Source organism: Pontixanthobacter sp. (genome assembly GCF_049682855.1).
Taxonomy (GTDB): domain Bacteria; phylum Pseudomonadota; class Alphaproteobacteria; order Sphingomonadales; family Sphingomonadaceae; genus Pontixanthobacter.
The window spans coordinates 37,793-58,900 of sequence record NZ_JBAUIK010000009.1 but is presented as its reverse complement, the minus strand read 5'-3'; the positions used below and the strand labels follow the sequence as shown (position 1 = coordinate 58,900).

The 21,108-nt window shown below is 58.7% G+C and carries 22 protein-coding genes and 1 tRNA gene; 9 read left to right on the top strand and 14 right to left on the bottom strand.

Features of this window, described 5'->3' with window-relative positions:
* Nucleotides 1–117: 117 nt before the first annotated feature.
* The 4 genes from WA922_RS06035 (at nucleotide 118) to WA922_RS06020 (ending at nucleotide 4,215) form a co-directional block, all read left to right on the top strand.
* Nucleotides 118–939, top strand: coding sequence for a hypothetical protein (locus tag WA922_RS06035; protein WP_424770785.1), 822 nt, complete (start codon nucleotides 118–120; stop codon nucleotides 937–939).
* Between the two features lie 117 nt (nucleotides 940–1,056).
* Nucleotides 1,057–2,112, top strand: a complete 1,056-nt coding sequence (gene cgtA / locus WA922_RS06030) for an Obg family GTPase CgtA (RefSeq protein ID WP_424770784.1) — start codon at nucleotides 1,057–1,059, stop codon at nucleotides 2,110–2,112.
* Between the two features lie 55 nt (nucleotides 2,113–2,167).
* Entirely contained in the window at nucleotides 2,168–3,301 is a 1,134-nt protein-coding gene (gene proB / locus WA922_RS06025) for a glutamate 5-kinase (RefSeq protein WP_424770783.1), read from the top strand.
* Nucleotides 3,298–4,215, top strand: a complete 918-nt coding sequence (locus WA922_RS06020; RefSeq protein ID WP_424770782.1) for an NAD-dependent epimerase/dehydratase family protein — start codon at nucleotides 3,298–3,300, stop codon at nucleotides 4,213–4,215. Before proB ends, WA922_RS06020 begins: the two co-directional genes overlap by 4 nt.
* 19 nt (nucleotides 4,216–4,234) lie before the next feature.
* Here WA922_RS06020 and WA922_RS06015 read toward each other — a convergent pair whose 3' ends face one another.
* The 9 genes from WA922_RS06015 to WA922_RS05975 all read right to left on the bottom strand — a co-directional run bounded on the left by WA922_RS06015 (nucleotide 4,235) and on the right by WA922_RS05975 (nucleotide 12,358).
* Complete coding sequence (locus tag WA922_RS06015; protein WP_424770781.1) at nucleotides 4,235–4,993, bottom strand: phosphoadenylyl-sulfate reductase; 759 nt, start codon at nucleotides 4,991–4,993, stop codon at nucleotides 4,235–4,237.
* On the bottom strand, nucleotides 4,990–5,436 hold the full coding sequence (locus tag WA922_RS06010) for a DUF934 domain-containing protein (RefSeq protein WP_424770780.1): 447 nt from the start codon (nucleotides 5,434–5,436) through the stop codon (nucleotides 4,990–4,992). Before WA922_RS06010 ends, WA922_RS06015 begins: the two co-directional genes overlap by 4 nt.
* On the bottom strand, nucleotides 5,429–7,060 hold the full coding sequence (locus WA922_RS06005) for a nitrite/sulfite reductase (protein WP_424770779.1): 1,632 nt from the start codon (nucleotides 7,058–7,060) through the stop codon (nucleotides 5,429–5,431). Before WA922_RS06005 ends, WA922_RS06010 begins: the two co-directional genes overlap by 8 nt.
* Entirely contained in the window at nucleotides 7,060–7,356 is a 297-nt protein-coding gene (locus WA922_RS06000; protein WP_424770778.1) for a DUF2849 domain-containing protein, read from the bottom strand. The genes WA922_RS06005 and WA922_RS06000 overlap by 1 nt, the downstream gene beginning before the upstream one ends.
* Nucleotides 7,353–8,111: a uroporphyrinogen-III C-methyltransferase gene (gene cobA / locus WA922_RS05995; RefSeq protein WP_424770777.1), complete on the bottom strand. Its 759-nt coding sequence runs from the start codon at nucleotides 8,109–8,111 to the stop codon at nucleotides 7,353–7,355. Before cobA ends, WA922_RS06000 begins: the two co-directional genes overlap by 4 nt.
* 98 nt (nucleotides 8,112–8,209) lie before the next feature.
* The gene (locus tag WA922_RS05990) at nucleotides 8,210–9,442 is read right to left on the bottom strand and encodes a mechanosensitive ion channel domain-containing protein (protein WP_424770776.1); all 1,233 of its coding nucleotides are present in this window, start codon (nucleotides 9,440–9,442) and stop codon (nucleotides 8,210–8,212) included.
* Nucleotides 9,439–10,641 (bottom strand): cystathionine beta-lyase, encoded by a 1,203-nt coding sequence (gene metC / locus WA922_RS05985; RefSeq protein WP_424770775.1) that lies wholly within the window; start codon nucleotides 10,639–10,641, stop codon nucleotides 9,439–9,441. The genes WA922_RS05990 and metC overlap by 4 nt, the downstream gene beginning before the upstream one ends.
* Nucleotides 10,638–11,486 carry a sulfurtransferase gene (locus WA922_RS05980; protein WP_424770774.1) on the bottom strand — a complete coding sequence of 283 codons (849 nt, stop codon included), beginning with the start codon at nucleotides 11,484–11,486 and terminating at the stop codon, nucleotides 10,638–10,640. The genes metC and WA922_RS05980 overlap by 4 nt, the downstream gene beginning before the upstream one ends.
* A gap of 65 nt (nucleotides 11,487–11,551) precedes the next feature.
* Nucleotides 11,552–12,358 carry a hypothetical protein gene (locus WA922_RS05975; RefSeq protein ID WP_424770773.1) on the bottom strand — a complete coding sequence of 269 codons (807 nt, stop codon included), beginning with the start codon at nucleotides 12,356–12,358 and terminating at the stop codon, nucleotides 11,552–11,554.
* On the opposite strand from WA922_RS05975, the gene WA922_RS05970 reads away from it, so the two are divergent.
* Nucleotides 12,357–12,869 carry a hypothetical protein gene (locus tag WA922_RS05970; RefSeq protein WP_424770772.1) on the top strand — a complete coding sequence of 171 codons (513 nt, stop codon included), beginning with the start codon at nucleotides 12,357–12,359 and terminating at the stop codon, nucleotides 12,867–12,869. The genes WA922_RS05975 and WA922_RS05970 overlap by 2 nt on opposite strands.
* Before the next feature lie 203 nt (nucleotides 12,870–13,072).
* Nucleotides 13,073–13,546 carry a preQ(1) synthase gene (gene queF / locus WA922_RS05965; protein WP_424770771.1) on the top strand — a complete coding sequence of 158 codons (474 nt, stop codon included), beginning with the start codon at nucleotides 13,073–13,075 and terminating at the stop codon, nucleotides 13,544–13,546.
* A 25-nt stretch (nucleotides 13,547–13,571) separates the two neighbouring features.
* Here the strand turns inward: queF and WA922_RS05960 are convergent, their stop codons facing one another.
* From WA922_RS05960 to WA922_RS05945, 4 genes are all read right to left on the bottom strand, one after another.
* Nucleotides 13,572–13,838 (bottom strand): hypothetical protein, encoded by a 267-nt coding sequence (locus WA922_RS05960; RefSeq protein ID WP_424770770.1) that lies wholly within the window; start codon nucleotides 13,836–13,838, stop codon nucleotides 13,572–13,574.
* 85 nt (nucleotides 13,839–13,923) lie between these two features.
* Nucleotides 13,924–13,999 (bottom strand) — tRNA-Thr (locus WA922_RS05955).
* Nucleotides 14,000–14,050: 51 nt separating this feature from the next.
* Nucleotides 14,051–14,932: a hypothetical protein gene (locus WA922_RS05950; protein WP_424770999.1), complete on the bottom strand. Its 882-nt coding sequence runs from the start codon at nucleotides 14,930–14,932 to the stop codon at nucleotides 14,051–14,053.
* A 13-nt stretch (nucleotides 14,933–14,945) separates the two neighbouring features.
* Nucleotides 14,946–16,268 carry a replication-associated recombination protein A gene (locus tag WA922_RS05945; protein ID WP_424770769.1) on the bottom strand — a complete coding sequence of 441 codons (1,323 nt, stop codon included), beginning with the start codon at nucleotides 16,266–16,268 and terminating at the stop codon, nucleotides 14,946–14,948.
* Nucleotides 16,269–16,407: 139 nt separating this feature from the next.
* On the opposite strand from WA922_RS05945, the gene WA922_RS05940 reads away from it, so the two are divergent.
* Nucleotides 16,408–16,842, top strand: coding sequence for a hypothetical protein (locus WA922_RS05940; RefSeq protein WP_424770768.1), 435 nt, complete (start codon nucleotides 16,408–16,410; stop codon nucleotides 16,840–16,842).
* 10 nt (nucleotides 16,843–16,852) lie between these two features.
* Here the strand turns inward: WA922_RS05940 and WA922_RS05935 are convergent, their stop codons facing one another.
* Nucleotides 16,853–18,001, bottom strand: a complete 1,149-nt coding sequence (locus WA922_RS05935) for a glycosyltransferase family 4 protein (protein WP_424770767.1) — start codon at nucleotides 17,999–18,001, stop codon at nucleotides 16,853–16,855.
* 176 nt (nucleotides 18,002–18,177) lie between these two features.
* On the opposite strand from WA922_RS05935, the gene WA922_RS05930 reads away from it, so the two are divergent.
* A complete protein-coding gene (locus tag WA922_RS05930) occupies nucleotides 18,178–19,329 on the top strand; it encodes a phosphoserine transaminase (protein WP_424770766.1) in 1,152 nt (383 codons plus the stop codon).
* A gap of 123 nt (nucleotides 19,330–19,452) precedes the next feature.
* Nucleotides 19,453–21,048, top strand: coding sequence for a phosphoglycerate dehydrogenase (gene serA, locus WA922_RS05925; RefSeq protein ID WP_424770765.1), 1,596 nt, complete (start codon nucleotides 19,453–19,455; stop codon nucleotides 21,046–21,048).
* Nucleotides 21,049–21,108 lie beyond the last annotated feature (60 nt).

Sequence of the window (21,108 nt, the reverse complement as noted above, 5' to 3'; positions counted from 1 at the left end):
TGCCAAGCGTATTTCGGGCATTTCTTTCGCGATATTAGGGCATTAGGGTTGATCTTCAGACTATAGTCATACTCAATCAGCTGATGTAAATTATGCGCTAAGGAGGGCGCCGTTTTCATGTTTCAATCGCCTATGGCCACAATTCGCCTCGCTGGAACTCTGATGGGGCTGGCTTTACTGGCCGGATGCGTAACGCCTCCTCCTCCGCCGCCTCCGCCGCCGCCCCCGCCGCCTCCGGTAAAAATAATTCCCGCTCGCCCTGTTCCTCCGGGCAATGCTGCGCTGGGCATGTATATTCCGCCGCGCGGCCCCGATGGTATTCGCCGGTCGGTCAATTACGGCGTGTCTACGGCGCAAGCTGTGTGGAATTTGCGGTCCGGCCTGAATGTCGCGGCACTCAATTGCCAGTCGGCGGAGCATGCTGGAATTCTACCGGCCTATTCGTCATTGTTGCAGGAGAACCGCAGCAAGCTGAAACGCGTGAACGATACCATTACGGGTGAATATCGCGCGCAATATGGCAGTGCATTCCGCGACGCGTTTGATAATTACATGACGCAAGTGTATAATTATTTCGCGCTGCCACCGGCACAGAGTGATTTCTGCGACACGGCTCTGCAGATCGCGACCGCTTCAATCGCTGTGGCACCTGCAGAGCTGGAGGGTTTTGCGCTCGCCAATCTGCCCGTTCTTGATGGTGTGTTTGACAATTTCTATTCCCGGTATGAGCAATATCAGATTGACGTTGCAGCATGGGATGCCGAATATGCCCCCCCAGCCGCTGCGGTACCGAATACACTGTTCGGGCCGCCTGCCAGCGGCGTGAATACCGGGCCCGTCTTTGACGTTGAGGTATCCCCGTCGCAGCCTGCGTCATCCGATCCGTTTATAATAGCTGAACCGGCATTATCGCCTGCGGATGAGACGGGCGGCGAGTAAACCGGGCGGCTTTCGCCAAAGGCCTGTCTGGGTGGCCGCATCGGCTATTTGCGATCCGCCATAGCGTTTCGCGGTGATGACTCGCCATACCAGAGATTTCTGCCTAAAGGCCGCGTCATGCACTTCCTCGACCAAGCCAAAATCTTTTTGAAATCAGGCGCAGGCGGCCCGGGGGCGGTCAGTTTCCGGCGTGAAAAATACGTCGAATTTGGCGGCCCCGACGGCGGCAATGGCGGCAAGGGCGGAGACATCATATTCGAGGCAGTCCAAGGCCTCAACACGCTCATCGATTTCCGGTATGCGCAGCATTTCAAGGCGAAACGCGGCAATCACGGCATGGGGCGCGATAGGTACGGTGCCGGGGCAGACGATCTGGTGATCCATGTCCCGGTGGGCACGCAGGTTCTGTCCGAAGATAAGAACGCAGTGATTGCCGATTTTACCGAAGTCGGTCAGCGGGTCACCATGCTGGAAGGCGGAATGGGCGGCCGCGGCAATGCCAGCTTCAAAAGTTCCACCAACCGCGCTCCGCGCCAGCATCAGCCGGGCGAACCAGCCGAAGAGATGTGGGTTTGGCTACGCCTGAAACTGCTTGCCGATGTGGGGCTGTTGGGCCTGCCAAATGCGGGCAAGTCCACTTTCATCAATGCGGTATCCAACGCCAAAGCCAAGGTTGGGGCATATGCGTTTACCACTCTTGTCCCCAAACTTGGCGTGGTCCAGCACAAGGGCCGCGAATTTGTTATTGCAGACATTCCCGGCCTGATCGAAGGCGCGGCTGATGGCGCGGGGATTGGTGACCGGTTTCTGGGTCATATCGAACGGTGCCGCGCGCTGATCCACCTGGTTGATATTTCGGGTGACGATCCGGCGCAGGCTATGGTCACCGTGCAAAACGAGCTGGCAGCTTACGGCGGCGGACTGGAAAATAAACCGCAATTGATCGTGCTCAATAAACGCGATCTGGCCGATACCGAACTGGTGCGGGGCTTTGCCAAGGAATTACGTGACGCGGGCGCCAAGCAGGTCTTCGCGATTTCCGGCGCGACAGGGCAGGGCATTGATGATTTGATGGATGCCGTGTTGGGTTTTCTGCCTGATCGCACCTCGACTGAAACCAACGCTGCAGAAGAGGAGGACCTGGCCGATGCGAAACCCTGGTCGCCCATCTGATGCGGTCCGTCTAAGCATGCTTCAAAACACGGGGCGGCGGAGCTAGTCCTGAACCATGATTATCGCTTCACTCCGTGATCTGGCTTCGACTGACCAGTGCAGAACGCTGGTTGTGAAAGTGGGTTCGGCCTTGCTGGTGGATCAGGGCGGCAACCCGCGGGAGGAGTGGCTGACTCGATTGGTCGCGGAAATTGCAAGTATGCGTGCGCGCGGCCAGCGGGTCGTGATCGTCAGCTCCGGAGCAATTGCGCTGGGTGCGGCACGTCTGGGGCTGGAGCGCGGGGGGCGCGCGAGCCTGGCCGATGCTCAGGCTGCCGCGTCTGTGGGCCAGATTGGACTGGCGAGGCTATGGGACGGTCTGTTGGCACAGCATGATCTCAATGCCGCACAAATTCTGGTGACTTTGGGCGATATGGAGGAGCGCAGCCGTTACCTCAACGCCTCCTCCACCCTGTCGCGCTTGCTTGATTGCGGCGCAGTGCCGGTAGTGAACGAGAATGACAGCGTGGCAACCGAAGAGATCCGGTTTGGCGATAATGACCGGCTGGCAGCCCGCGTTGCGCAGGCGGCGGGGGCCGATGCTGTAATATTGCTGTCGGATATTGATGGCCTCATGGACCGCGATCCAGCCGATCCGGCAGCGCAATTGGTGCAGGCCGTGCACGGGGTGACCGATGATATTCGAGCAATGGCGACCAGCCGCTCGGCCTCGGGCATGGGATCAGGCGGCATGGCATCGAAAATCCAGGCCGCCGAAATTGCCGAACGCGCGGGTATCGCATTGGCCATTATCAATGGCACGCAGGATACGCCGATCAGCAGCGCGATAAAGAATGAGATCGGGACGCTTTTCTTGCCCACGCGCAGCGACCGGGCGAGGCGGTCTTGGCTGGGCGGACGGATTGCTGCGGCTGGCAGTTTGACCGTGGATGAGGGCTGTATTGCCGCCTTGGCGAAGGGGGCCAGTCTGCTGGCCGCAGGTATCACCAAAGTTGAGGGCACGTTTGAACGCGGCGAATTGGTGTCGATAGTGGACGGTGATGGCTGCGCAATTGCGCAGGGGCTCACGGAATATGATGCCGTATCCTGCGCGAAATTATGCGGCAAACGTCACGATGAACAGGCAGAGATATTGGGTCACGCCCCGCGCTCCGCCGTGATTCACCGCGATCAGATGGTCCTGTTATGAGCGGCGGCGTTGTGGCCATCACCGGCGGCACCGGATTTGTCGGCCAGGCGGTGCTGGACCGCATCGTTCGGCTGGGCCTAAAAGCGCGCGCTCTGGCGCGGACAGTGCCCGCTGACCGGCCCGATATTGACTGGGTGCACGGTAGCCTGTCAGATCATGCGGCCTTAACCAGATTGGTCAGCGGTGCCGATGCCGTGATACATATTGCGGGCCTCACCAATACACCCGACCCGGCCAATTTTTACGCCGCCAATGTAGACGGAACGGCAGCGGTGATCGCGGCTGCGAAAGCGGCGCGCGTGCAGCGGTTCATATTCGTATCGTCGCTATCCGCCCGCAAGCCGGAGTTATCGCGCTATGGCGCGTCGAAACTGGCGGCGGAAGAGCTGGTGATGGGCAGCGGCTTGAACTGGACCTCGGTACGCCCGCCAGCTGTCTATGGCCCGCGTGATAGGGATATGCTGGAACTGTTCAAGGCGGCGAAACTGGGTTTTATTCCCTTGCCCCCCGGCGGCGCGACTTCGATGATCCATGTCGATGATCTGGCGCAATTGCTAGTCGCTCTCATACCGACTTCGCCCAAGACGCGGCGCCGCAATTTTGAACCCGATGATGGCCGCGCTGGTGGCTGGTCATATGCAGAGATGGCGGGGGCAATCGGCGCGGCTGTCGGGCGTAAACCTTTTGGCATTCCTCTGCCAAAAACGGTTCTCAACATCGCTGCAAAGGCGGACGGGTTGCTGCGCGGCGGTCATGCGAAACTCACCGCAGACCGCGTGGGGTATATGTGCCACCCCAACTGGGTTGCGCGCTCTGACAAGGCAGTGCCAGCGCAGATCTGGCAGCCAGCCATTGCCACTAGGGACGGACTTAGAACGACGGCGGAATGGTACAAAGCCCAGGGCTGGCTGTAACGCGCCGCCGGAATGCGCGTTACAGGAACGGTTCCTCGCCAGGTTTGTGGATGCCGCATTCGGTTTTGTCCCAGCCTTTCCAGCGGCCGGAGCGCGGATCTTCGCCCGGTGCAACCTTATTGGTGCACGGACCGCATCCGATAGAGGGATAGCCCTCGGTTACCAGCGGATGGCGGGGCAGATTGTGGCCCTCAAAATAAGCCTCAATATCATTTGCTGTCCAATCGATCAGCGGATTGATTTTCAGCCGCCCCTGACTGTCCGATGTGTCCACTTCGAAACGCGGCAGATGCGCGCGCGTCGCGGATTGGAAGGCTTTGCGGCCCGTCAGAGTCGCGTCATAATCCGACAACGCATTGGCCAGCGGGATGACTTTGCGAATTTCGCAGCACCCGTCGGGATCATAAGACCAGCGCAATCCGCTTTCATCCTTCTGCGCGAGGGTTTCCGCATCGGGTGTCAGAGTGCGCAGATTGGTCAGGCCGAGTGTGCCCATAATGTCATCGCGATAGGTCAGCGTTTCGGGAAAATGCTTGCCAGTGTCCAGAAATAATACGGGTAAATCGGGCGCGACCTGGGCAATAAGATGCAGCAAAACAGCACTTTCCGCGCCAAAGCTCGACACGGTGGCAAGATCGCCCGCCAGCCCGTCTGCAATCAGGTTGCCGAGCATCTCGCGCGTGTCCTGCCCGCGAAACATGCGGTTGAGCCGAATAGCGTCCTCATCTGAAAAACGCGGTCCGGTATCAATTCGGTCTATGGCGCGCAGATCATTCATGATCCGTTATCTGCGCCAATTCCATGCCGTATGTTCCAGATCGGGTTACGCCCGTCAGTGGCGGCCTGATAGACTTCGGGCCATGTCTGCATTGCCGCCGTCACCCCGTCCATATCCAGAGCTGTGTCAGGGGCAAAGCCATCGAAACCGCAGCGACGCATGTTGTTCAGCTGGTCGATCAGAACGTCGCCTACCGCGCGGATTTCTCCGGTGTAGCCTGCCTCTCGAAGGATACGCGCGGCTGAATATCCGCGTCCGTCACCAAAAACCGGAAAATTCACTTCCACCAGAGTCAGACGGTCTAAAAACGGGATCAAGGCGCGCGCATCATCGCCCGGCTCAATCCGCACCGCCGCGGCGTTGCTTTGATCGCAGCAGGCATCAAATGTGGCAACTGGACCAGCGGCAGGCGCATCATCGCGCAGACGGATGAGATTAGTCATACAGTGCCTCCTTAAACGGGGCCATGCCAATACGGTTGTAAGTATCGAGAAACCGCTCCCCTTCGCTGCGCTGCGCCAGGTAGACATCGGTTACGATGTCCACCGCTTCGATCACGCCATCCTCGTCAAAACCGCGTCCGGTAATTTTGCCGAGCGCGGTATCTTCAGCCTCGCTGCCGCCAAGCGACAATTGGTAATTTTCGACGCCTTTCTTATCCACGCCAAGGATACCGATATGGCCTGCATGGTGGTGCCCGCAGGCATTGATGCAGCCGCTGATCTTCAGTTTCAATACGCCCAGCGAACTGTCTTTGCCATTGGCTTTAAACCGTTCGGAAATCTTCTGCGCCAGCGGGATTGAGCGGGCATTGGCGAGGCTGCAATAATCGAGGCCGGGGCACGCGATGATATCGCCGATCTGGTCGAGATTGGGCGTACCCAAACCGGCTTCCTCCAGCCTGGTCCACACAGCGTGAAGATCAGCGATTTTCACATGCGGCAGGACGATGTTCTGCGTATGCATGACGCGCAATTCATCAAAGCTATATTGCCTGGCAAGATCGGCCATAAGATGCATCTGTCCGGCCGTGGCGTCGCCGGGAATGCCGCCAACCGGTTTCAGGCTGATAACCGCGCTGACATAGCTATCATGCTTGTGGCGGTGCGTATTGCGCTCCACCCACAAGGCGAAATCCAGATCGCTGCGGTCGGTGGTTTTTGGGCCATCCTCAAAAGCCGGATCGGCGAACTGGCGTTTGATCCGCTCCAGCTCTGCAATTGGCGGTTCGATGCCTTCCTCCAGCAGCAGGGCGAATTCTTCCTCGACCTGGCGGGTATAGTCCTCCGCACCCAATTCGTGGACCAGGATCTTGATTCGCGCCTTGTACTTATTATCGCGGCGGCCATAGCGATTATAGACGCGCAGGCAGGCCTCCGAATATGTGATCAACTGGTCGAGCGGCACAAATGCGCGGATATTCGGGGCGATCATGGGTGTGCGCCCCATACCGCCGCCGACGAAGAATGATGCCCCCATTTCCCCAGCGTCATTCTTCACGATCTGGATACCAATGTCATGCAGCCGCATCGCCGCGCGGTCGGTATCGCTGGCGATCACCGCGATTTTGAACTTGCGCGGCAGATACATAAATTCCGGATGGAAACTGGACCATTGCCGCAGCAATTCCGCATAGGGGCGCGGATCGGTGAGCTCATCTTGGGCGGCACCGGCAAAATGGTCGCTGCTGATGTTGCGGATGCAATTGCCGCTGGTCTGGATGGCATGCATTTCGACCGAAGCGAGATCGGCCAGAATATCGCCCGCATCCTCCAGCTTGATCCAATTATACTGGATATTCTGGCGCGTGGTAAAATGCCCGTACCCCCGATCATATTTATCGGCGATATCGGCCAGCATGTGCATCTGCGTGCTGCTGAGTGTCCCGTACGGTACCGCTACGCGCAGCATATAGGCGTGCAATTGCAGATAGAGACCGTTCATCAAACGCAGCGGTTTGAACTGGTCCTCCGTCAATCTGCCATCAATCCGGCGCTGCGCCTGATCGCGGAATTCCGCCACGCGGGCATCGATCATCGCGCGGTCATATTGGTCATATTGATACATCAGACGATTTCCTCAATCGCAGCCGGATTATCGGGCTTCAGTGTCAGGTCAGGGCGCACGGTCGGGCCAAGGGCCCGGACGCGGTCCTTGATATGGCCCGGGCGGGGAATGCCATCCGTCAAAGTGGCTTCGACGCCATAGGGGACATTGACGCGGCGGGCGCTTTCCTCGCGCGCCATAATCGTCTCGCCATCATCGCCAACATCCACCGCATCTTCGAGGTGGAGCGACCAGCCTGCGCCGTCCCACCAGACGACAGCGCCCGTTTTTAGATCATTGCCGGTGAGAATAATCATTGTGCAGCCTCCAGCGCCATTTGCCCCACGATATTGTCCGCCCGTGCGGTCACTTCGCCGATGACGATCAGGGCAGGGCTGGTGACATTGTGCCGGCCGACAAGTTCAGGCAACGCCGCCAACGGCCCGCGCAGCACGCGCATTTCCGGCCGGGCGGCGTTTTCTATGATCGCCACGGGCATGTCTGGCGTCAGTCCGTCTTCGATCAGTTTTTCAGCGATCTGCGGCGCGGTGTTGACGCCCATATAGATCACCAGAGTACGGTTCTGACCTGCCAGCCCGGCCCAGTCCTGATCTTTCAGCTCCTTGCACTGGCCTGCCACAAAGCTGACGATGCTGGCGCTGTCACGGTGGGTCAGCGCGATGCCCGATGCTGCCGCTGCGCCATTTGCGGCGCTGATGCCGGGCACGACATGCACTGGCACACCGGCCGCCAGGCAATCCTCCATCTCCTCACCCCCGCGCCCGAAAATGAACGGATCGCCGCCTTTCAGCCGGACCACATCACGGCCGGCACGCGCCTCGCGCACGAGCAATGCGTTAATCTGATCCTGCGGCAAAGTGTGTTTGGAGCGTATCTTTGCCACCGAGATCAGCCTGGTGTCAGCATTTGCCAAAGCAAGTATCGCTGGATCGACCAACCCGTCATGTACGATCAATGCGGCGTTTTGGATCAGCCGCGCCGCACGCAGGGTCAACAATTCGGGATCGCCGGGACCGGCCCCGACGAGATAGACTGTGCCAGTGTGTTTCATGACCGCGAAATGCGCCTGCGCAGGATCATTCGCCAGTGAGAATGGATTTTAGTTCGGCAAGGAAAGTTATCAGGCCCGGCCTGTAACTCTATTGCGGGTTACCCGGCATCTTTCTGGCTGACCCGCTGGGAAACTGCCGCGATAAGCTGGTCTATCTGCTGATTGCCTCTGACGTTGATATCGCGCTGGGGGAAGGGTATCTCGATCTTATTATCCTGAAACAGGTCCCAAAGTGTTTTGAGCACTTCGGATTTGATATTGCCAATCCCCCCTTCTGGATCGGTTATCCAGCAATGGATGATAAAGTTGACCGAACTGTCGCCGTATTCGTCCAGCCAGCAAGTAGGCGGCGGACTTTTCAGTACCCGCTTACAGTTTTTGGCCGCTTCCAGCATCAAACTCTCCGCAAGCTTGATATCGCAGCTATAGGATACGCCAACCGGTATCTGCATTCTCACGCGTTTTGAAGAATAAGACCAGTTTTCAACCTGATTGATCATCAGGTTTTCATTCGGGATGAGATACTCTTTATGATCGCGCGTGGTAATTGACACTGCGCGAATACCGATCTTGCGAATTTGCCCGAAGGTCGTGGCGCCCGCCTGATCGGCGACCGCGATCACGTCACCAGGTTTAATCGATTTATCCATCAGCAATATGATCCCCGCAATCAGATTGCCGAAAGTCTTTTGCAGCCCGAAACCGATTGCCAGGCCGAACGCGCCGGAAAACACTGCCAATGCTGTGAGATCAATGCCAAGCAGGTCAATGCCCAGAAAGAAGGCTGCGCCCCAAATGGCAATGGTGGTCAGCTTTTCTGCCAATAGTCTTTGCGTATTATCGAGCTTGGTCAGCCGCCTGAGCAACGACCCGCTCACTCTGGTTGCACCCCAGGCGAGCGCAATGACAAGGAAAATCACCCCGACAACAATCAGTCCGTCCCACAGCGAAATCCGCATGTTGCCCACGCTGACCGCCATCGCGTCCAGCGTATCGACCATACTGCCCAGCGTTTCGCTCTTCTCGTTGACCGTGACCTTTATATCCTCTGCCGCGCCTATCGCCTCGGTCGCTTCTGGTTCAGGCGGCGCAGCCACATCGGCTATCGCCGAGAGAGGTTCACCTGTTTCGGGATCGAGCAGAGGCTCGCCTGTTTCAGGATCAAGCATCTGGGCAGGTTGCGGTGCGGGAATACCCATCATCTGTTCGCCATCTGCATTGCGTAGCGGCTCGCCAGTCTGGGGATCACGCAGCGGCACGGGTGCCGGCTGGGCATCTGCACTGGCTGTTGTTGCCGGTGCTTGCTGAAGGTTGGCAGTAGCGGCGGTCATGAATTCTCCATCCTGGCAAAACCCTGTTCCAGATCGGCAATCAGATCGAGAGGGTCTTCCAGCCCGATCGCAAGGCGAACACCCAGATGTTTGCCACGACCCCATGCCGGGGGCGGCCATGCCGATGCAGATCGGTTGCTGGCTGGATCAATGGGAATGGCGAGGCTTTCATATCCGCCCCAGCTATACCCGATATGAAACAGATTAAGAGAATCGACCAGCCGCGCGCGGCTGTCAACCTCCGCATCGGCGAGGATAAAGCTGAACAATCCGCACCCGCCCGAAAAATCGCGCTTCCACAGATCGTGACCAGCCGATCTGGGAAGCATCGGGCAAAGGACCTGTGACACATCCGGCCGGGCGGCCAGCCACTGCGCTATATCCAAGGCGCTTTTGGTGGTCCGTTGCAACCGCAGTTCCATCGTTCTGAGGCCGCGCAAAACCAGCGCGGCATCATCCGGCGAAACAACCGTGCCCAGCCGCTGCGCGCACATGCGCAATCTGCGATAAAGCGTCTCACCTGCCGAGGCGCTGCCCATCAGCACATCGGCATGGCCGCCAGCATGTTTCGTCAATGCCGTAATCGAAATATCACAGCCATGTTGCAAAGCCGGAAAACCCAGCGCGCTGGCCCATGTATTGTCGATCAGGCTTACTGCGCCGCAATCGCGGGCAATCCTTGCCAGCGCCGGGATGTCACACATTTCGATTGTCAAACTGCCAGGATTTTCAAGCAGAACCGCTTTCGTCCTCTTGCAGAACAGTTCAGCGTAACGGTCCAGATCCAATGGATCGAAAAAGCGCGTTTCCACGCCCATATTTTTCAATATGGTATTGGCGAGTGCGCGGCTGGGATCATACGCATTGTCAGTCATTAACAGGACATCGCCCTGCTTCAGCACAGCGAGCAGCGAATGCGATAATGCCGCAAGACCGCTGGGATAGAGCATCGTACCAAACGCGCCAGGCTCTAATTCGGTCAGCGCATCCGCCAGCGCCCATTGGGTGGGCGCGCCACGGGTGCCGTAATGAAACTGGCCATCTTCATTGGGATGGCCGTTTTTCAGATCATCGCAATCGGTGTAGAAATGCGTGCTGGCGCGCCAGACAGGCGGATTGACAACCGGACCGGTCCATTCAGGCCGGCGGCCCGCACCGACCAGACGCGTGCCGAGGCCCCTGCGGGCGCTGTCATTCATGCGGCTGGTCCTGCCTCTTTGGGCGTTTCGGGATCGGCGCCCCATTCGGACCAGCTACCATCGTACAGAGCGGTGCGTTCGTGACCGATCAATTCAAGCGCGAACAGCACAACTGATGCGGTCATACCGCTGCCGCAACTCGCCGTGACCGGCGCGGCAAGATCAATGCCTGCTGCGCGGAACGCGGCGCGCAATCCGGCCGGGTCCTTGAACGTCCCGTCATCCTGCAAAAGCTGGACGAAATGAAGATTGCGGGCGCCGGGAATATGGCCGCCGGCCAAGCCGTGCACGGCGTCCTCTATGTCAGCTGTAAACCGCCCGGCATCGCGCGCATCCACAACCTGCTCTGTGCCGGTTGCTATATTGTCCAGCATGTCCGCTTTGCTGCGCACGCGGCGATGATCGCTGCGGGGTATGTGAAACTGTGATCCATCCACCGCGGCGGCACCCGTTTCCAGATCACGCCCTTCCGCTGTCCATTTGCCCAGACCGCCATCGAGCACAGCCGCATTGCTGAAGCCGAACATCGTAAATATGAAATAGGCGCGTGCAGAACTGCGCAGCATGCTGTTATCATATAATACGACACGGTCCGCCGCGGTCACGCCCAGCTCCTGCATTCGCTGCGCAAATTGCGCGGCATTCGGGAGCGCGCTTGGCACCGCCGAGCCGGTATCTGTCAGGCTGGGTAAGCCAAGAAAACGTGCACCGGGAATATGTGCTTGATCAAACTCCGCTGCGGGATCACGGCCCGCAGCGGGCAAATGCGCAGATGCGTCGAGCACGATAATGCCAGGGCCGCCGCAATGCTGCGCGAGCCAATCTGTCGAAACGAGTGTATTCATCAGGGTTGCTTAGCGCGCGCTGATGGCGCCGTCGAGGCTGATAGCTGAAAACCTGGCCGCTGGCCCTAGATGCCGAAATTCAGCGCGCGAAACCCGATGTCCCTGTACGTTTGCGCCATTTCATCCAGCCGGAATGGCAGCAACTTGCCGCCTTTGCTGGCGGGCCTGATACCGACCACAAAGGTATGGACCAGCGGAGCGAAGCCTGCCGCTTCCACCCGCAATCGCACCAGCGGAACGTAAAGCTTGGCATTGCCTTGTGTGATCAGCCGAATGGCCGAAACCGGCATCCGCAATTCGCCATTCAAGTCCTGGCTTGCGCCTGCTTCGATGCGCGGCATAAGGCTGGTGAAAGGCAGCTCGGTGTCATCCTGCGCAACCTGATCGGTTACGGGCGACTTCGCATGGGCCGTGGTGATGTCTGCTCTTATCGCCACATCGGTCAGCGACGCCGCGCCCAGATTGCGCAGGGTAAAGCGGTAAGTCAGCGCCGCGTTCATCATGCTGCGGCTCAGTGCAGTGGCTTCGGCGCTGATCTGTACAGGCAATGCCGACAGTGCGGCAAAAGCGGGTTCCTGCCTGCTGTGCGGCAACGCCATATCCGCAAGAGCGCCTTTGGTTTGCGCATCGCCGGTTTCAGCTTTGGCCGCTACTTGGCCGCTGAACGGACGCTCTATGGCCGCAATGCTGGCGGTAACCGGTCCGCGCCGCCGCTTTACCATGAGGAAAACCGCAAAGCCTGCAGCCATCAGCAAGCCCGCAATCCACCAGAGATAATGCGGCCAGGCAAATGCATTCGCGGCAAAGATGCCGGGATCATAGCCCAGACCGGTACCGGGGCCAAGATCAGTGCTGGCTTGCCCCTCTGGCATGACCGGCTGCCAAGGCAGCGGCGCCTGGTTTGGCGAGGCGGTACCTTCGGCAATGGCGATGTCTGCCGCTTGTCTGTTGGCCCGCGCATCTGCGGCAGTTCCCGATGGCAATTGTGCCGGTGCGGGACTGGAGGTTGGGGCGGAGGCGGGGCGCTGCTGCGTTTCGGGGCGGCCGGGCACCTGTTGCACGGCCGGTGACGATGGTGATCGCGGGCCGGACTGGTTTGGGCCAGACTGGATTGGGCCGGATTGGATGGGGCCGGACTGGATGGGGGCGGGCTGGGTTGGCGCAGTTGTTGGCGTTGGCGTTGTAGTGGGCGTTGGGGTTGGCGCTGCAATGACACGCGGGCGCGTGGCAATTGGCGCATCGCTGTCAACCGGGCCTTGTACTTCGGGCACGCTGCTCGGCGTTGGCGTGGGGGCAGACGGCAATTGGAAATCGCGCACTGACCCCGGCGTTGCCAATAGGCCAGCAGGAACAATCAGCATTGCTGCAAACAATGAAAAATAGTGGACGTGTTTCATGATTGATCTTTTACACTGACCCTGGCCTGCCAAATATGGCCCTAACCCTTACGGCCCTGACCCTTACGGCCCTAACCATTACAGTTGTGACCGCGATGGACCTGACCAACGCGGCGCTGAATAGTCAATGAATTGGCGAAATGCCACAGGTGACTTGTGCGCAAGCCGCGATCACGGCATCAGCGCGGCATGAGTGACACACCAGAATCGCAGAGCCCGACCGTACAATTTCTTGGCCAGCAAAGCGCCTTGCCAGCCAGCCCGGAGGAAGCGGTGCTGGACTATGTGCCCAATCCGCGCGCCGGGTCGCTGTTTCTTGTGCGGTTTGCAGCGCCCGAATTTACTTCGCTATGCCCGGTCACCAGTGCGCCCGATTTTGCGCATCTGGTGATCGACTATGCTCCGGGCGAGACAATCGTCGAGTCGAAATCGCTCAAATTATTTCTTGGCAGTTTTCGTAATCATAACGGCTTTCACGAGGATGTGACGGTCGGTATCGGCCAACGCCTGAACGAAGAGATGAAGCCGCGCTGGCTGCGTATCGGTGGCTATTGGTATCCGCGCGGCGGCATTCCAATTGATGTTTTTTGGCAAACCGGCGCGCCGCCAGAACAATTATGGGTACCCGATCAGGGTGTGCCGGGATATCGCGGACGGGGGTGATCGCTGATCGGGGTGATCGCGCGCCTTAGCGTGATGCGCGAACCTGGCTGGCAAATCTTTGCATCGCGGGCGCAATGACGAATATCACCCGGTCTTCGCTGACCGTGCCGCGATTATTGATTGCTTCTGAATAGCATCGATCCAAAATCTGCTCGGTCTGCGAATGCGCGTCGCTGGCCCGGCTGGCTTTGGCTGCGCGCCAGCGAGTCGCAAGACAGCGTTCGAAAGAGCGTTCCAAAGCATTCTCGGCAGGGGACAGGCTGGCGGCGAGCAGGGCAAGTGTCGTTAGCATCGCACAGGCATAGCGGCCTAAAACTTAAAAATTGGATAAGCGGCTGCCGTACGTAAACGGATGGCGGAAATACATGAATGGCTGATGGTGCCGGCTGCAGGAGTCGAACCCGCGGCCTGATGATTACAAATCAACTGCTCTACCAACTGAGCTAAGCCGGCCCATCATAGGCAACCAGACGCCATGCGCCGGTTGCGGAAGGGCCCTTTGACTCAAAATGCACCAAAGGTCCAGCCCTCTGTTGCAGCTATTTTCATCGTCAGCCGTTTTGGCGCCCATCTGGCCGGGTCCTGAGCCGCTTTTCTGAGCCATGCAGCGGTCAAAATGGCATCGGCTGAATGGTCATCGACCGCTCCTGTTTGGGCAACCGGCGGCGAATCGAGCATGCCGAGTGCAGTATTCAATTCCAGATAATCGCGCAGTTTGGTTCTACCCGGCGGACGGCCTGCCTCAATCGCGGCCAGACCCGTATAAATCTCGGTGATGACGGGGCCGGTTTCGGGTAACGGATCAATCGGCCAGACCGATATTGCGGTGCCAAGCTGATGCAGCAAACGCATACCGGTAAGGCTGGATTTGCCCACCTGTGCGGCGCCCACCAGATTGAAATTGGAATAGGGTTTGCAGCCTTGATCCTGCTGCGCATATTCGGTCACACGCAGCCGTCCGCGCCGGTCGTTCGCCGCCGGGATATGGAACCGGTCGCCCTCACGCCCGCCATGACGGCGGAAATAGCGCGAAAGCTGCGGATGATCGACGAAGCTGCCAGCCTCCAGATGGGGGTCATCGCGGCAGAGTGTATCGATCAATTTCCACAGGCTGCGCGCATCCGGCGGGCTGTCGTTCCATCCGGGAAAATACGCACCGCAATCAGCGAAGGGCAGGGCAATGGCCAGATCCATGCCGATGAGCGTATCGGCAGGCATATCATCGCGCAGAATTTGCAGCACGTCCGCGCGCGACCATGCTGTATCGCGCTGGACAAGCGCCGGTGCCCCGCCATCCGCGCTGCAGATGGCCACCGCGATCCCCTTCTGCCTGGGCCCGGCAGCGCCAGACCAGTCAATTGCGCAGAAATAGCCGAATTCAGGCATGGTCACGCCAAGCTCACTGGCCGCGCAGCTCTTCGCGTTTTTTGTTCCACCATTCCATCCGCTCGGCTATTGTGCGTTCAAAGCCGCGCCGGGCCGGTTCGTAAAAAATGTGCGGCTCCATGCCTTCGGGCCAGTAATCATCGCCGGAAAAACCATCTTCAGAATTATGGTCATAGGCGTAATCTTTGCCATAACCGATATCTTTCATCAGCTTGGTCGGCGCGTTGAGGATATGGTGTGGCGGCATCAGGCTGCCGGTGTGTTGCGCGCTTTTGAATGACGCCTTTTGCGCAGTATAGGCTGCATTCGATTTGGGCGCGGTTGCGAGATACAGGCAGGCCTGCACGATCGCCACTTCGCCTTCCGGGCTGCCAAGAAATTCATAGGCCTGTTTCGCGGCAAGACATTGCGCCAGCGCCTGCGGATCAGCCAGGCCGATATCCTCGCTCGCAAACCGGACCAGACGGCGCAGCACGTAAAGCGGTTCCTCACCAGCGGTCAGCATGCGCGCCATGTAATACAGCGCGGCCTGCGGGTCAGAGCCGCGCAGGCTCTTATGCAGCGCGCTGATCAGGTTGTAATGCCCATCGCGGTCCTTGTCATAGACCGCCACGCGGCGCTGGAGAAACGCTCCGAGTGCAGCAGGATCAAGCGGTTCGTCAATGCGCGCGGCATACAGCGTTTCTGCCTGATTGAGCAGGAACCGGCCATCACCATCAGCCGAGGCGATCAACGCATCGCGGGCACCGCGTGTGAGGGGCAGGGGGCCTTTCACCGCCTCTGCGCGGTCAAGCAACGTGCCAAGCGCGTCACGGTCCAGCCTGTGCAGGATGAGCACTTGCGCGCGGCTGAGCAGCGCAGCGTTCAAGGCAAAGCTGGGATTTTCGGTAGTTGCACCCACAAGTGTCACAGTGCCGCGTTCAACAAAGGGTAAAAACCCGTCCTGCTGCGCGCGGTTGAAGCGGTGGATCTCGTCCACGAACAGCAAGGTTCGCTGTCCGGCCGCAGCGGCTTTTTCGGCCAGCGCAAAAACTCTCTTGAGGTCCGCTACGCCTGAAAATACCGCGCTGATCGCTTCGAAGCGCATACCCACAGCACCAGCCAACAGCCGCGCAGTGGTGGTTTTACCCGTGCCCGGCGGACCCCACAAAATCATTGAGGACAGTCTGCCTGCCGCGACCATCCGGCCAATCGCGCCGTCGGGACCGGTCAGATGGGTTTGCCCGATCACCTCTGCCAGCGTTTGCGGGCGCAATGTATCCGCCAGCGGCGCATCGCCATGCGAAACCGGGTGCGGATCGCTATCTGCAGCATCGTCACCAAAAAGATCAGCCATTGCGCTGCGATAGGGCAGAGCGCGCCGTTTTACAGCCTAAAACTTGACCGCGCTGTGAGCGGCGCAGATCAGGCCTGCGTTTGGCGCGACATGCGGGACGTGCTAGTAACGATGGCTGCAAAGGATGAAGGGGAACATCATGGCCCAAATATCTGTAAAAGCGCCGTGGCACATATGGGTTATCGGGGTGCTCTCAACATTGTGGAATTCGGGCGGAGCACTGGATTACACCATGACGCAGACGCGCAATGAGGCGTATATGGCCGCATTCACGCCGCAGCAGCTCGATTATTTTTACACGTTGCCGGTGTGGTTCGATGCGTTTTGGGCGGTCGGTGTGTGGGGCGCATTTATTGGATCGCTGTTGATCCTGCTGCGCAGCCGGTTTGCCTATCCGGCATTCATCCTGTCGTTAATTGGACTGGCGGGGTCGACCGTCCATACTGCCACCGCGGATATACCAGACAGCATGAATACGCCAGGAATGTGGGCCTTTACAGCCGTGATATGGATCAGCATTGTCCTGCTGATCTGGTACAGCAGGGCGATGCGCGCCAAGCGCGTTCTGCGGTAAGTGAAAAGGGTTAATCCAGGGCGTTTTCGGTCAGGCGCACATAGGTATCGGCTATTGCCCGGTTGATCGCGTCCCAGCTATAGTCAAGGCTGCGTTTTTCACCGGCTGCGCCGTGCGCCAGCCGTAACGCATCATCGGTCAGATAGGGGGCGATCGCTTCTGCCAGTTTGACCGGGTTGCCAGGCGGGACCAGATGGCCCGACACGCCGTCCTGCACCAGGCTTTGGCTGCCTGTGGCGGCTGATGCGACAACCGGCAATCCGCAGGCCATCGCCTCCAGCGTGACATTGCCAAATGTCTCGGTGATTGACGGGTTGAAGAAAATATCACCGCTGGCCAGAGCCTTGCCCAAATCCGCGCCCGTTTGAAAACCGGCAAAAATCCCGCCAGGCAGATTCTGCTGAAACCATTTGCGCGCCGGACCGTCACCGATCACCAGCACTTTATGCGGCAATTGTCTGCGGCGCAATTCGATGATGGTCTCGGCAAATATATCGAGCCCCTTTTCCATCACCAGCCGGCCAAGGAAGACAATCGCGACATCGCCGTCTGCAATTCCGAGCCCGCGGCGCCACCGGGTATCGCGTCTGTCCGAGGCGAAGATCGTCCGGTCCACACCGCGGGACCAGATCGAGATATCGTCATTCATGTCCTGCTCCTGCAGCACCTCGACCATGCTTTGTGACGGTGTCACCAGTGCATCGCAGCGCCGGTAGAGCCCGCGTATCCAGCTTTCCAGAACCGGCTCGAGAAAGCCGAGCCGGTAATAGCGCGGATATGTTTCAAACCGCGTATGGACCGAGGCCAGCACCGGGATATTGCGTTTGCGCGCCCATTTCACCGCTGCCCGGGCACTGAAGTCGGGCGAGGAAATATGCAGCAGATTTGGCGCGAAGGTTTCCAGGTCACGCTGGGTAGCGGCGGAAATGCCGGTCGGGATGTGATATTCTGAGCGGCCGGGGATCGCAAAGGATGGCAGACTGACCAATTCACCCTGCGGTTCAAAGGCGGGCGTATCGATGGTTGGCGAATAGACGCGCACCTGTGCACCCATGCGCAGCATATATTCCACCAACCGGTTAAGCGCCTTGTTGGCGCCGTCCAGCGTCATGTTGTAATTGCCGCTGAACAGGGCAATCCGGAGGTCAGATATCTGCATTACCCTGGCGCTGTACGCACCAAATCCTGCTTTGGCGAGAGGGAGTTGGCCGCAAATCGCGCGCCATCCACCGCTGTGGGGAAGTGACGGCTTGACTTGCCCGCAGGCAACTTTACTGCCGCCTACGGGCCACGCGGTCCCAACGCCGCGCGAGCTCTCTGTAAGGAGAGAATACAATGAGTAACGAACCTGCTCTTAAACCAGAGCGACCATTTTTTTCGTCCGGTCCCACTGCCAAAATTCCCGGCTGGTCGGCGGCTTCCCTTGAAACACAGGCCTTGGGCCGTTCGCACCGTTCGGCAGTTGGCAAGGCGCGGCTGAAATATGCCATCGACCTGACGCGAGAGCTGCTGGGTGTGCCCGATGATTACCTGGTCGGTATCATGCCCGGATCGGACACGGGCGCGCTCGAATGCGCCATGTGGACAATGCTTGGCGCGCGCCCTGCGACAGTCGCCGCCTGGGAAAGTTTCGGCAATATCTGGATTCAGGATGCGGTGAAACAGCTGAAGCTGAAAGAGCTGACCGTGCTCGATGCCGATTACGGCGAGATACCCGATCTGGCGAGCATCCCGCAAGGCGATGATGTGGTCTTTACCTGGAACGGGACAACGTCCGGCGCGCGCATTCCCAATACGGACTGGTTGGCCGAAGGGCGTGAAGGCATCACCATCAATGATGCGACAAGCGCGGTCTTTGCGCAGGAAATGGATTGGCCAAAGCTTGATGCCACCACCTTTAGCTGGCAAAAAGTGATGGGGTCCGAGGCGCAGCACGGGATGCTGATCCTCAGTCCCAAAGCCATCGCCCGGATCGAAAGTTATGATCCTGACTGGCCGCTGCCCAAACTGTTCCGCCTGAAAAAGGGTGACGCGATCAATCGCGCTATCTTTGACGGCGCGACCATCAACACGCCCAGCATGCTCGCGGTTGAAGATTACATTCTCTCGCTGGAATGGCTGAAGGGTCTTGGCGGACGCCAGGCGATGTTCGACCGGTCCAATGCCAATGCCAAAATCCTGACAGACTGGATTGAGGCCACCCCTTGGCTGCGCAATATGGTCGCCGATCCGCAGCAGCGCACCAATACCGGCGTATGCTTCGTGTTTCAGGGCGAGTATTACGACAGTCTCTCGCCCGAAGAGCAGGCAGCAGTGCCCAAGACCATCGCCGCAAAACTCGATGCACTCGACGTCGGCTATGACTTTAATGGCTACCGCGATGCGCCGCCAAGTCTGCGCATCTGGTGCGGGGGTACGGTGGAGCAGGAAGATCTGCGCCGTCTGCTGCCGTGGATCGAATGGGCCTATGCAGAGCTGCAGGCCTGACTGCAATCTAACGCATTCCCTCGTCATTCCCGCGAAAGCAGCGACCCGGAGTTACCGAGCGCATCATTTGCCGCTCTTGGATTCCCGCTCTCGCAGGCACAGCGAAGCAAAAGGTATTCTGATATGACACACTCAACAACCAAACCACGCGTTCTAATTTCCGATAAGATGGACCCCAACGCCGCCCGTATTTTTGAAGAACGCGGCTGCGATGTGGATGTGATCACGGGCGAGACACCCGAAGAACTGATCGCCCGCATCGGTGATTATGATGGTCTTGCAATCCGCTCCTCGACCACTGTCACGCCGGAAATTCTCGATGCGGCGACCAATCTCAAAGTCATTGGCCGCGCCGGTATCGGCGTCGATAATGTCGATATTCCCTATGCCAGCGGGAAAGGCGTGGTGGTGATGAATACGCCGTTTGGCAATTCTATCACCACGGCAGAACATGCGATTGCGCTGGTCATGGCTCTGGCCCGGCAAATTCCGGCAGCAGACGCGCAAACGCAACAGGGTGAATGGCCCAAAAGCGCCTTCATGGGCGTGGAAGTGACCGGCAAGACCCTTGGCCTGATTGGCGCGGGCAATATCGGCTCAATCGTCGCCAGTCGCGCGCTGGGTTTGAAAATGAAAGTGATCGCGTTTGATCCGTTTCTGACGGAGGAACGCGCGATTGAAATGGGGGTTGAAAAAGTGGATCTGGACGGCTTGCTGGGCCGGGCTGATTTCATCACGCTCCACACCCCGCTGACTGACCAGACGCGCAATATTTTGAGCCGTGAAAACCTGGAAAAGACCAAGCCGGGCGTGAGGATTGTCAACTGCGCACGCGGTGGTTTGATTGACGAGGCAGCGTTGAAAGACCTGCTGGAAAATGATCACATTGCAGGCGCGGCTCTGGACGTATTTGCTCAGGAACCGGCGAAAGACAACGCGCTGTTCGGCACGAAAAACTTTATCTGTACACCGCATCTGGGCGCATCCACGACCGAGGCACAAGTCAATGTCGCGCTGCAAGTGGCAGAGCAATTGTCGGATTATCTGGTCAATGGCGGCGTTACCAATGCGCTGAACATGCCCAGCCTCAGCGCAGAGGAAGCACCCAAACTCAAACCATATATGGCATTGGCCGAAAATCTTGGGTCACTCGTCGGCCAATTGGCGCATGGCAATCTGACCAAAATCAGTATCGAGCGCGAAGGGGCCGCTGCAGATCTGAATGGCAAACCGATTACCGGCGCGGTTCTGGCCGGTTTCATGCGCCAATATTCCGACACTGTGAATATGGTCAACGCGCCGTATCTCGCCAAGGAGCGCGGCATGGAAGTGCGCGAGATCCGCAACGAGAAGGAGGGATATTACAATACCCTGCTGCGCGTGACCGTGGAGACCGAGCAAGGCAACCGTTCTGTCGCGGGTACGTTGTTCGGCAGTGCTGCGCCGCGTCTGGTAAACATTTTCGGCATTGGTATCGAGGCCGATCTGAACGGTCACATGCTGTATATCGTTAATGAGGATGCGCCCGGTTTCATCGGGCGGATCGGGTCTTTGCTGGGTGAGAACGGCATCAATATCGGAAACTTCAATCTCGGTCGCCGTGATGGCGGCGGGGAAGCGGTGCTGCTGCTTTCTGTCGATCAGCCGATTCCAGCCGATGTCGTGGAGAAGGCCGCCGCGCTTGAGGGCGTTAAGGTGGTAAAGGCCCTGGCATTTTAGCGCGCCCGTTCCCGGACCGATCATGTAGGGCCTGCCGCAATATTACCCATGTGTTGAGGG

Coding starts and splice junctions, on each gene's coding strand:
- serA (WP_424770765.1), top strand. CDS start 19,453: ATGACACACTCAACAACCAAACCACGCGTTCTAATTTCCGATAAGATG.
- proB (WP_424770783.1), top strand. CDS start 2,168: ATGATTATCGCTTCACTCCGTGATCTGGCTTCGACTGACCAGTGCAGA.
- queF (WP_424770771.1), top strand. CDS start 13,073: ATGAGTGACACACCAGAATCGCAGAGCCCGACCGTACAATTTCTTGGC.
- WA922_RS06015 (WP_424770781.1), bottom strand. CDS start 4,993: ATGAATGATCTGCGCGCCATAGACCGAATTGATACCGGACCGCGTTTT.
- WA922_RS06005 (WP_424770779.1), bottom strand. CDS start 7,060: ATGTATCAATATGACCAATATGACCGCGCGATGATCGATGCCCGCGTG.
- WA922_RS06010 (WP_424770780.1), bottom strand. CDS start 5,436: ATGACTAATCTCATCCGTCTGCGCGATGATGCGCCTGCCGCTGGTCCA.
- cobA (WP_424770777.1), bottom strand. CDS start 8,111: ATGAAACACACTGGCACAGTCTATCTCGTCGGGGCCGGTCCCGGCGAT.
- WA922_RS05970 (WP_424770772.1), top strand. CDS start 12,357: ATGACCGGCTGCCAAGGCAGCGGCGCCTGGTTTGGCGAGGCGGTACCT.
- WA922_RS05960 (WP_424770770.1), bottom strand. CDS start 13,838: ATGCTAACGACACTTGCCCTGCTCGCCGCCAGCCTGTCCCCTGCCGAG.
- WA922_RS06020 (WP_424770782.1), top strand. CDS start 3,298: ATGAGCGGCGGCGTTGTGGCCATCACCGGCGGCACCGGATTTGTCGGC.
- WA922_RS05945 (WP_424770769.1), bottom strand. CDS start 16,268: ATGGCTGATCTTTTTGGTGACGATGCTGCAGATAGCGATCCGCACCCG.
- WA922_RS05950 (WP_424770999.1), bottom strand. CDS start 14,932: ATGCCTGAATTCGGCTATTTCTGCGCAATTGACTGGTCTGGCGCTGCC.
- WA922_RS05980 (WP_424770774.1), bottom strand. CDS start 11,486: ATGAATACACTCGTTTCGACAGATTGGCTCGCGCAGCATTGCGGCGGC.
- WA922_RS05975 (WP_424770773.1), bottom strand. CDS start 12,358: ATGCCAGAGGGGCAAGCCAGCACTGATCTTGGCCCCGGTACCGGTCTG.
- WA922_RS05930 (WP_424770766.1), top strand. CDS start 18,178: ATGAGTAACGAACCTGCTCTTAAACCAGAGCGACCATTTTTTTCGTCC.
- WA922_RS05990 (WP_424770776.1), bottom strand. CDS start 9,442: ATGACCGCCGCTACTGCCAACCTTCAGCAAGCACCGGCAACAACAGCC.
- cgtA (WP_424770784.1), top strand. CDS start 1,057: ATGCACTTCCTCGACCAAGCCAAAATCTTTTTGAAATCAGGCGCAGGC.
- WA922_RS05935 (WP_424770767.1), bottom strand. CDS start 18,001: ATGCAGATATCTGACCTCCGGATTGCCCTGTTCAGCGGCAATTACAAC.
- metC (WP_424770775.1), bottom strand. CDS start 10,641: ATGAATGACAGCGCCCGCAGGGGCCTCGGCACGCGTCTGGTCGGTGCG.
- WA922_RS05940 (WP_424770768.1), top strand. CDS start 16,408: ATGGCCCAAATATCTGTAAAAGCGCCGTGGCACATATGGGTTATCGGG.
- WA922_RS06035 (WP_424770785.1), top strand. CDS start 118: ATGTTTCAATCGCCTATGGCCACAATTCGCCTCGCTGGAACTCTGATG.
- WA922_RS06000 (WP_424770778.1), bottom strand. CDS start 7,356: ATGATTATTCTCACCGGCAATGATCTAAAAACGGGCGCTGTCGTCTGG.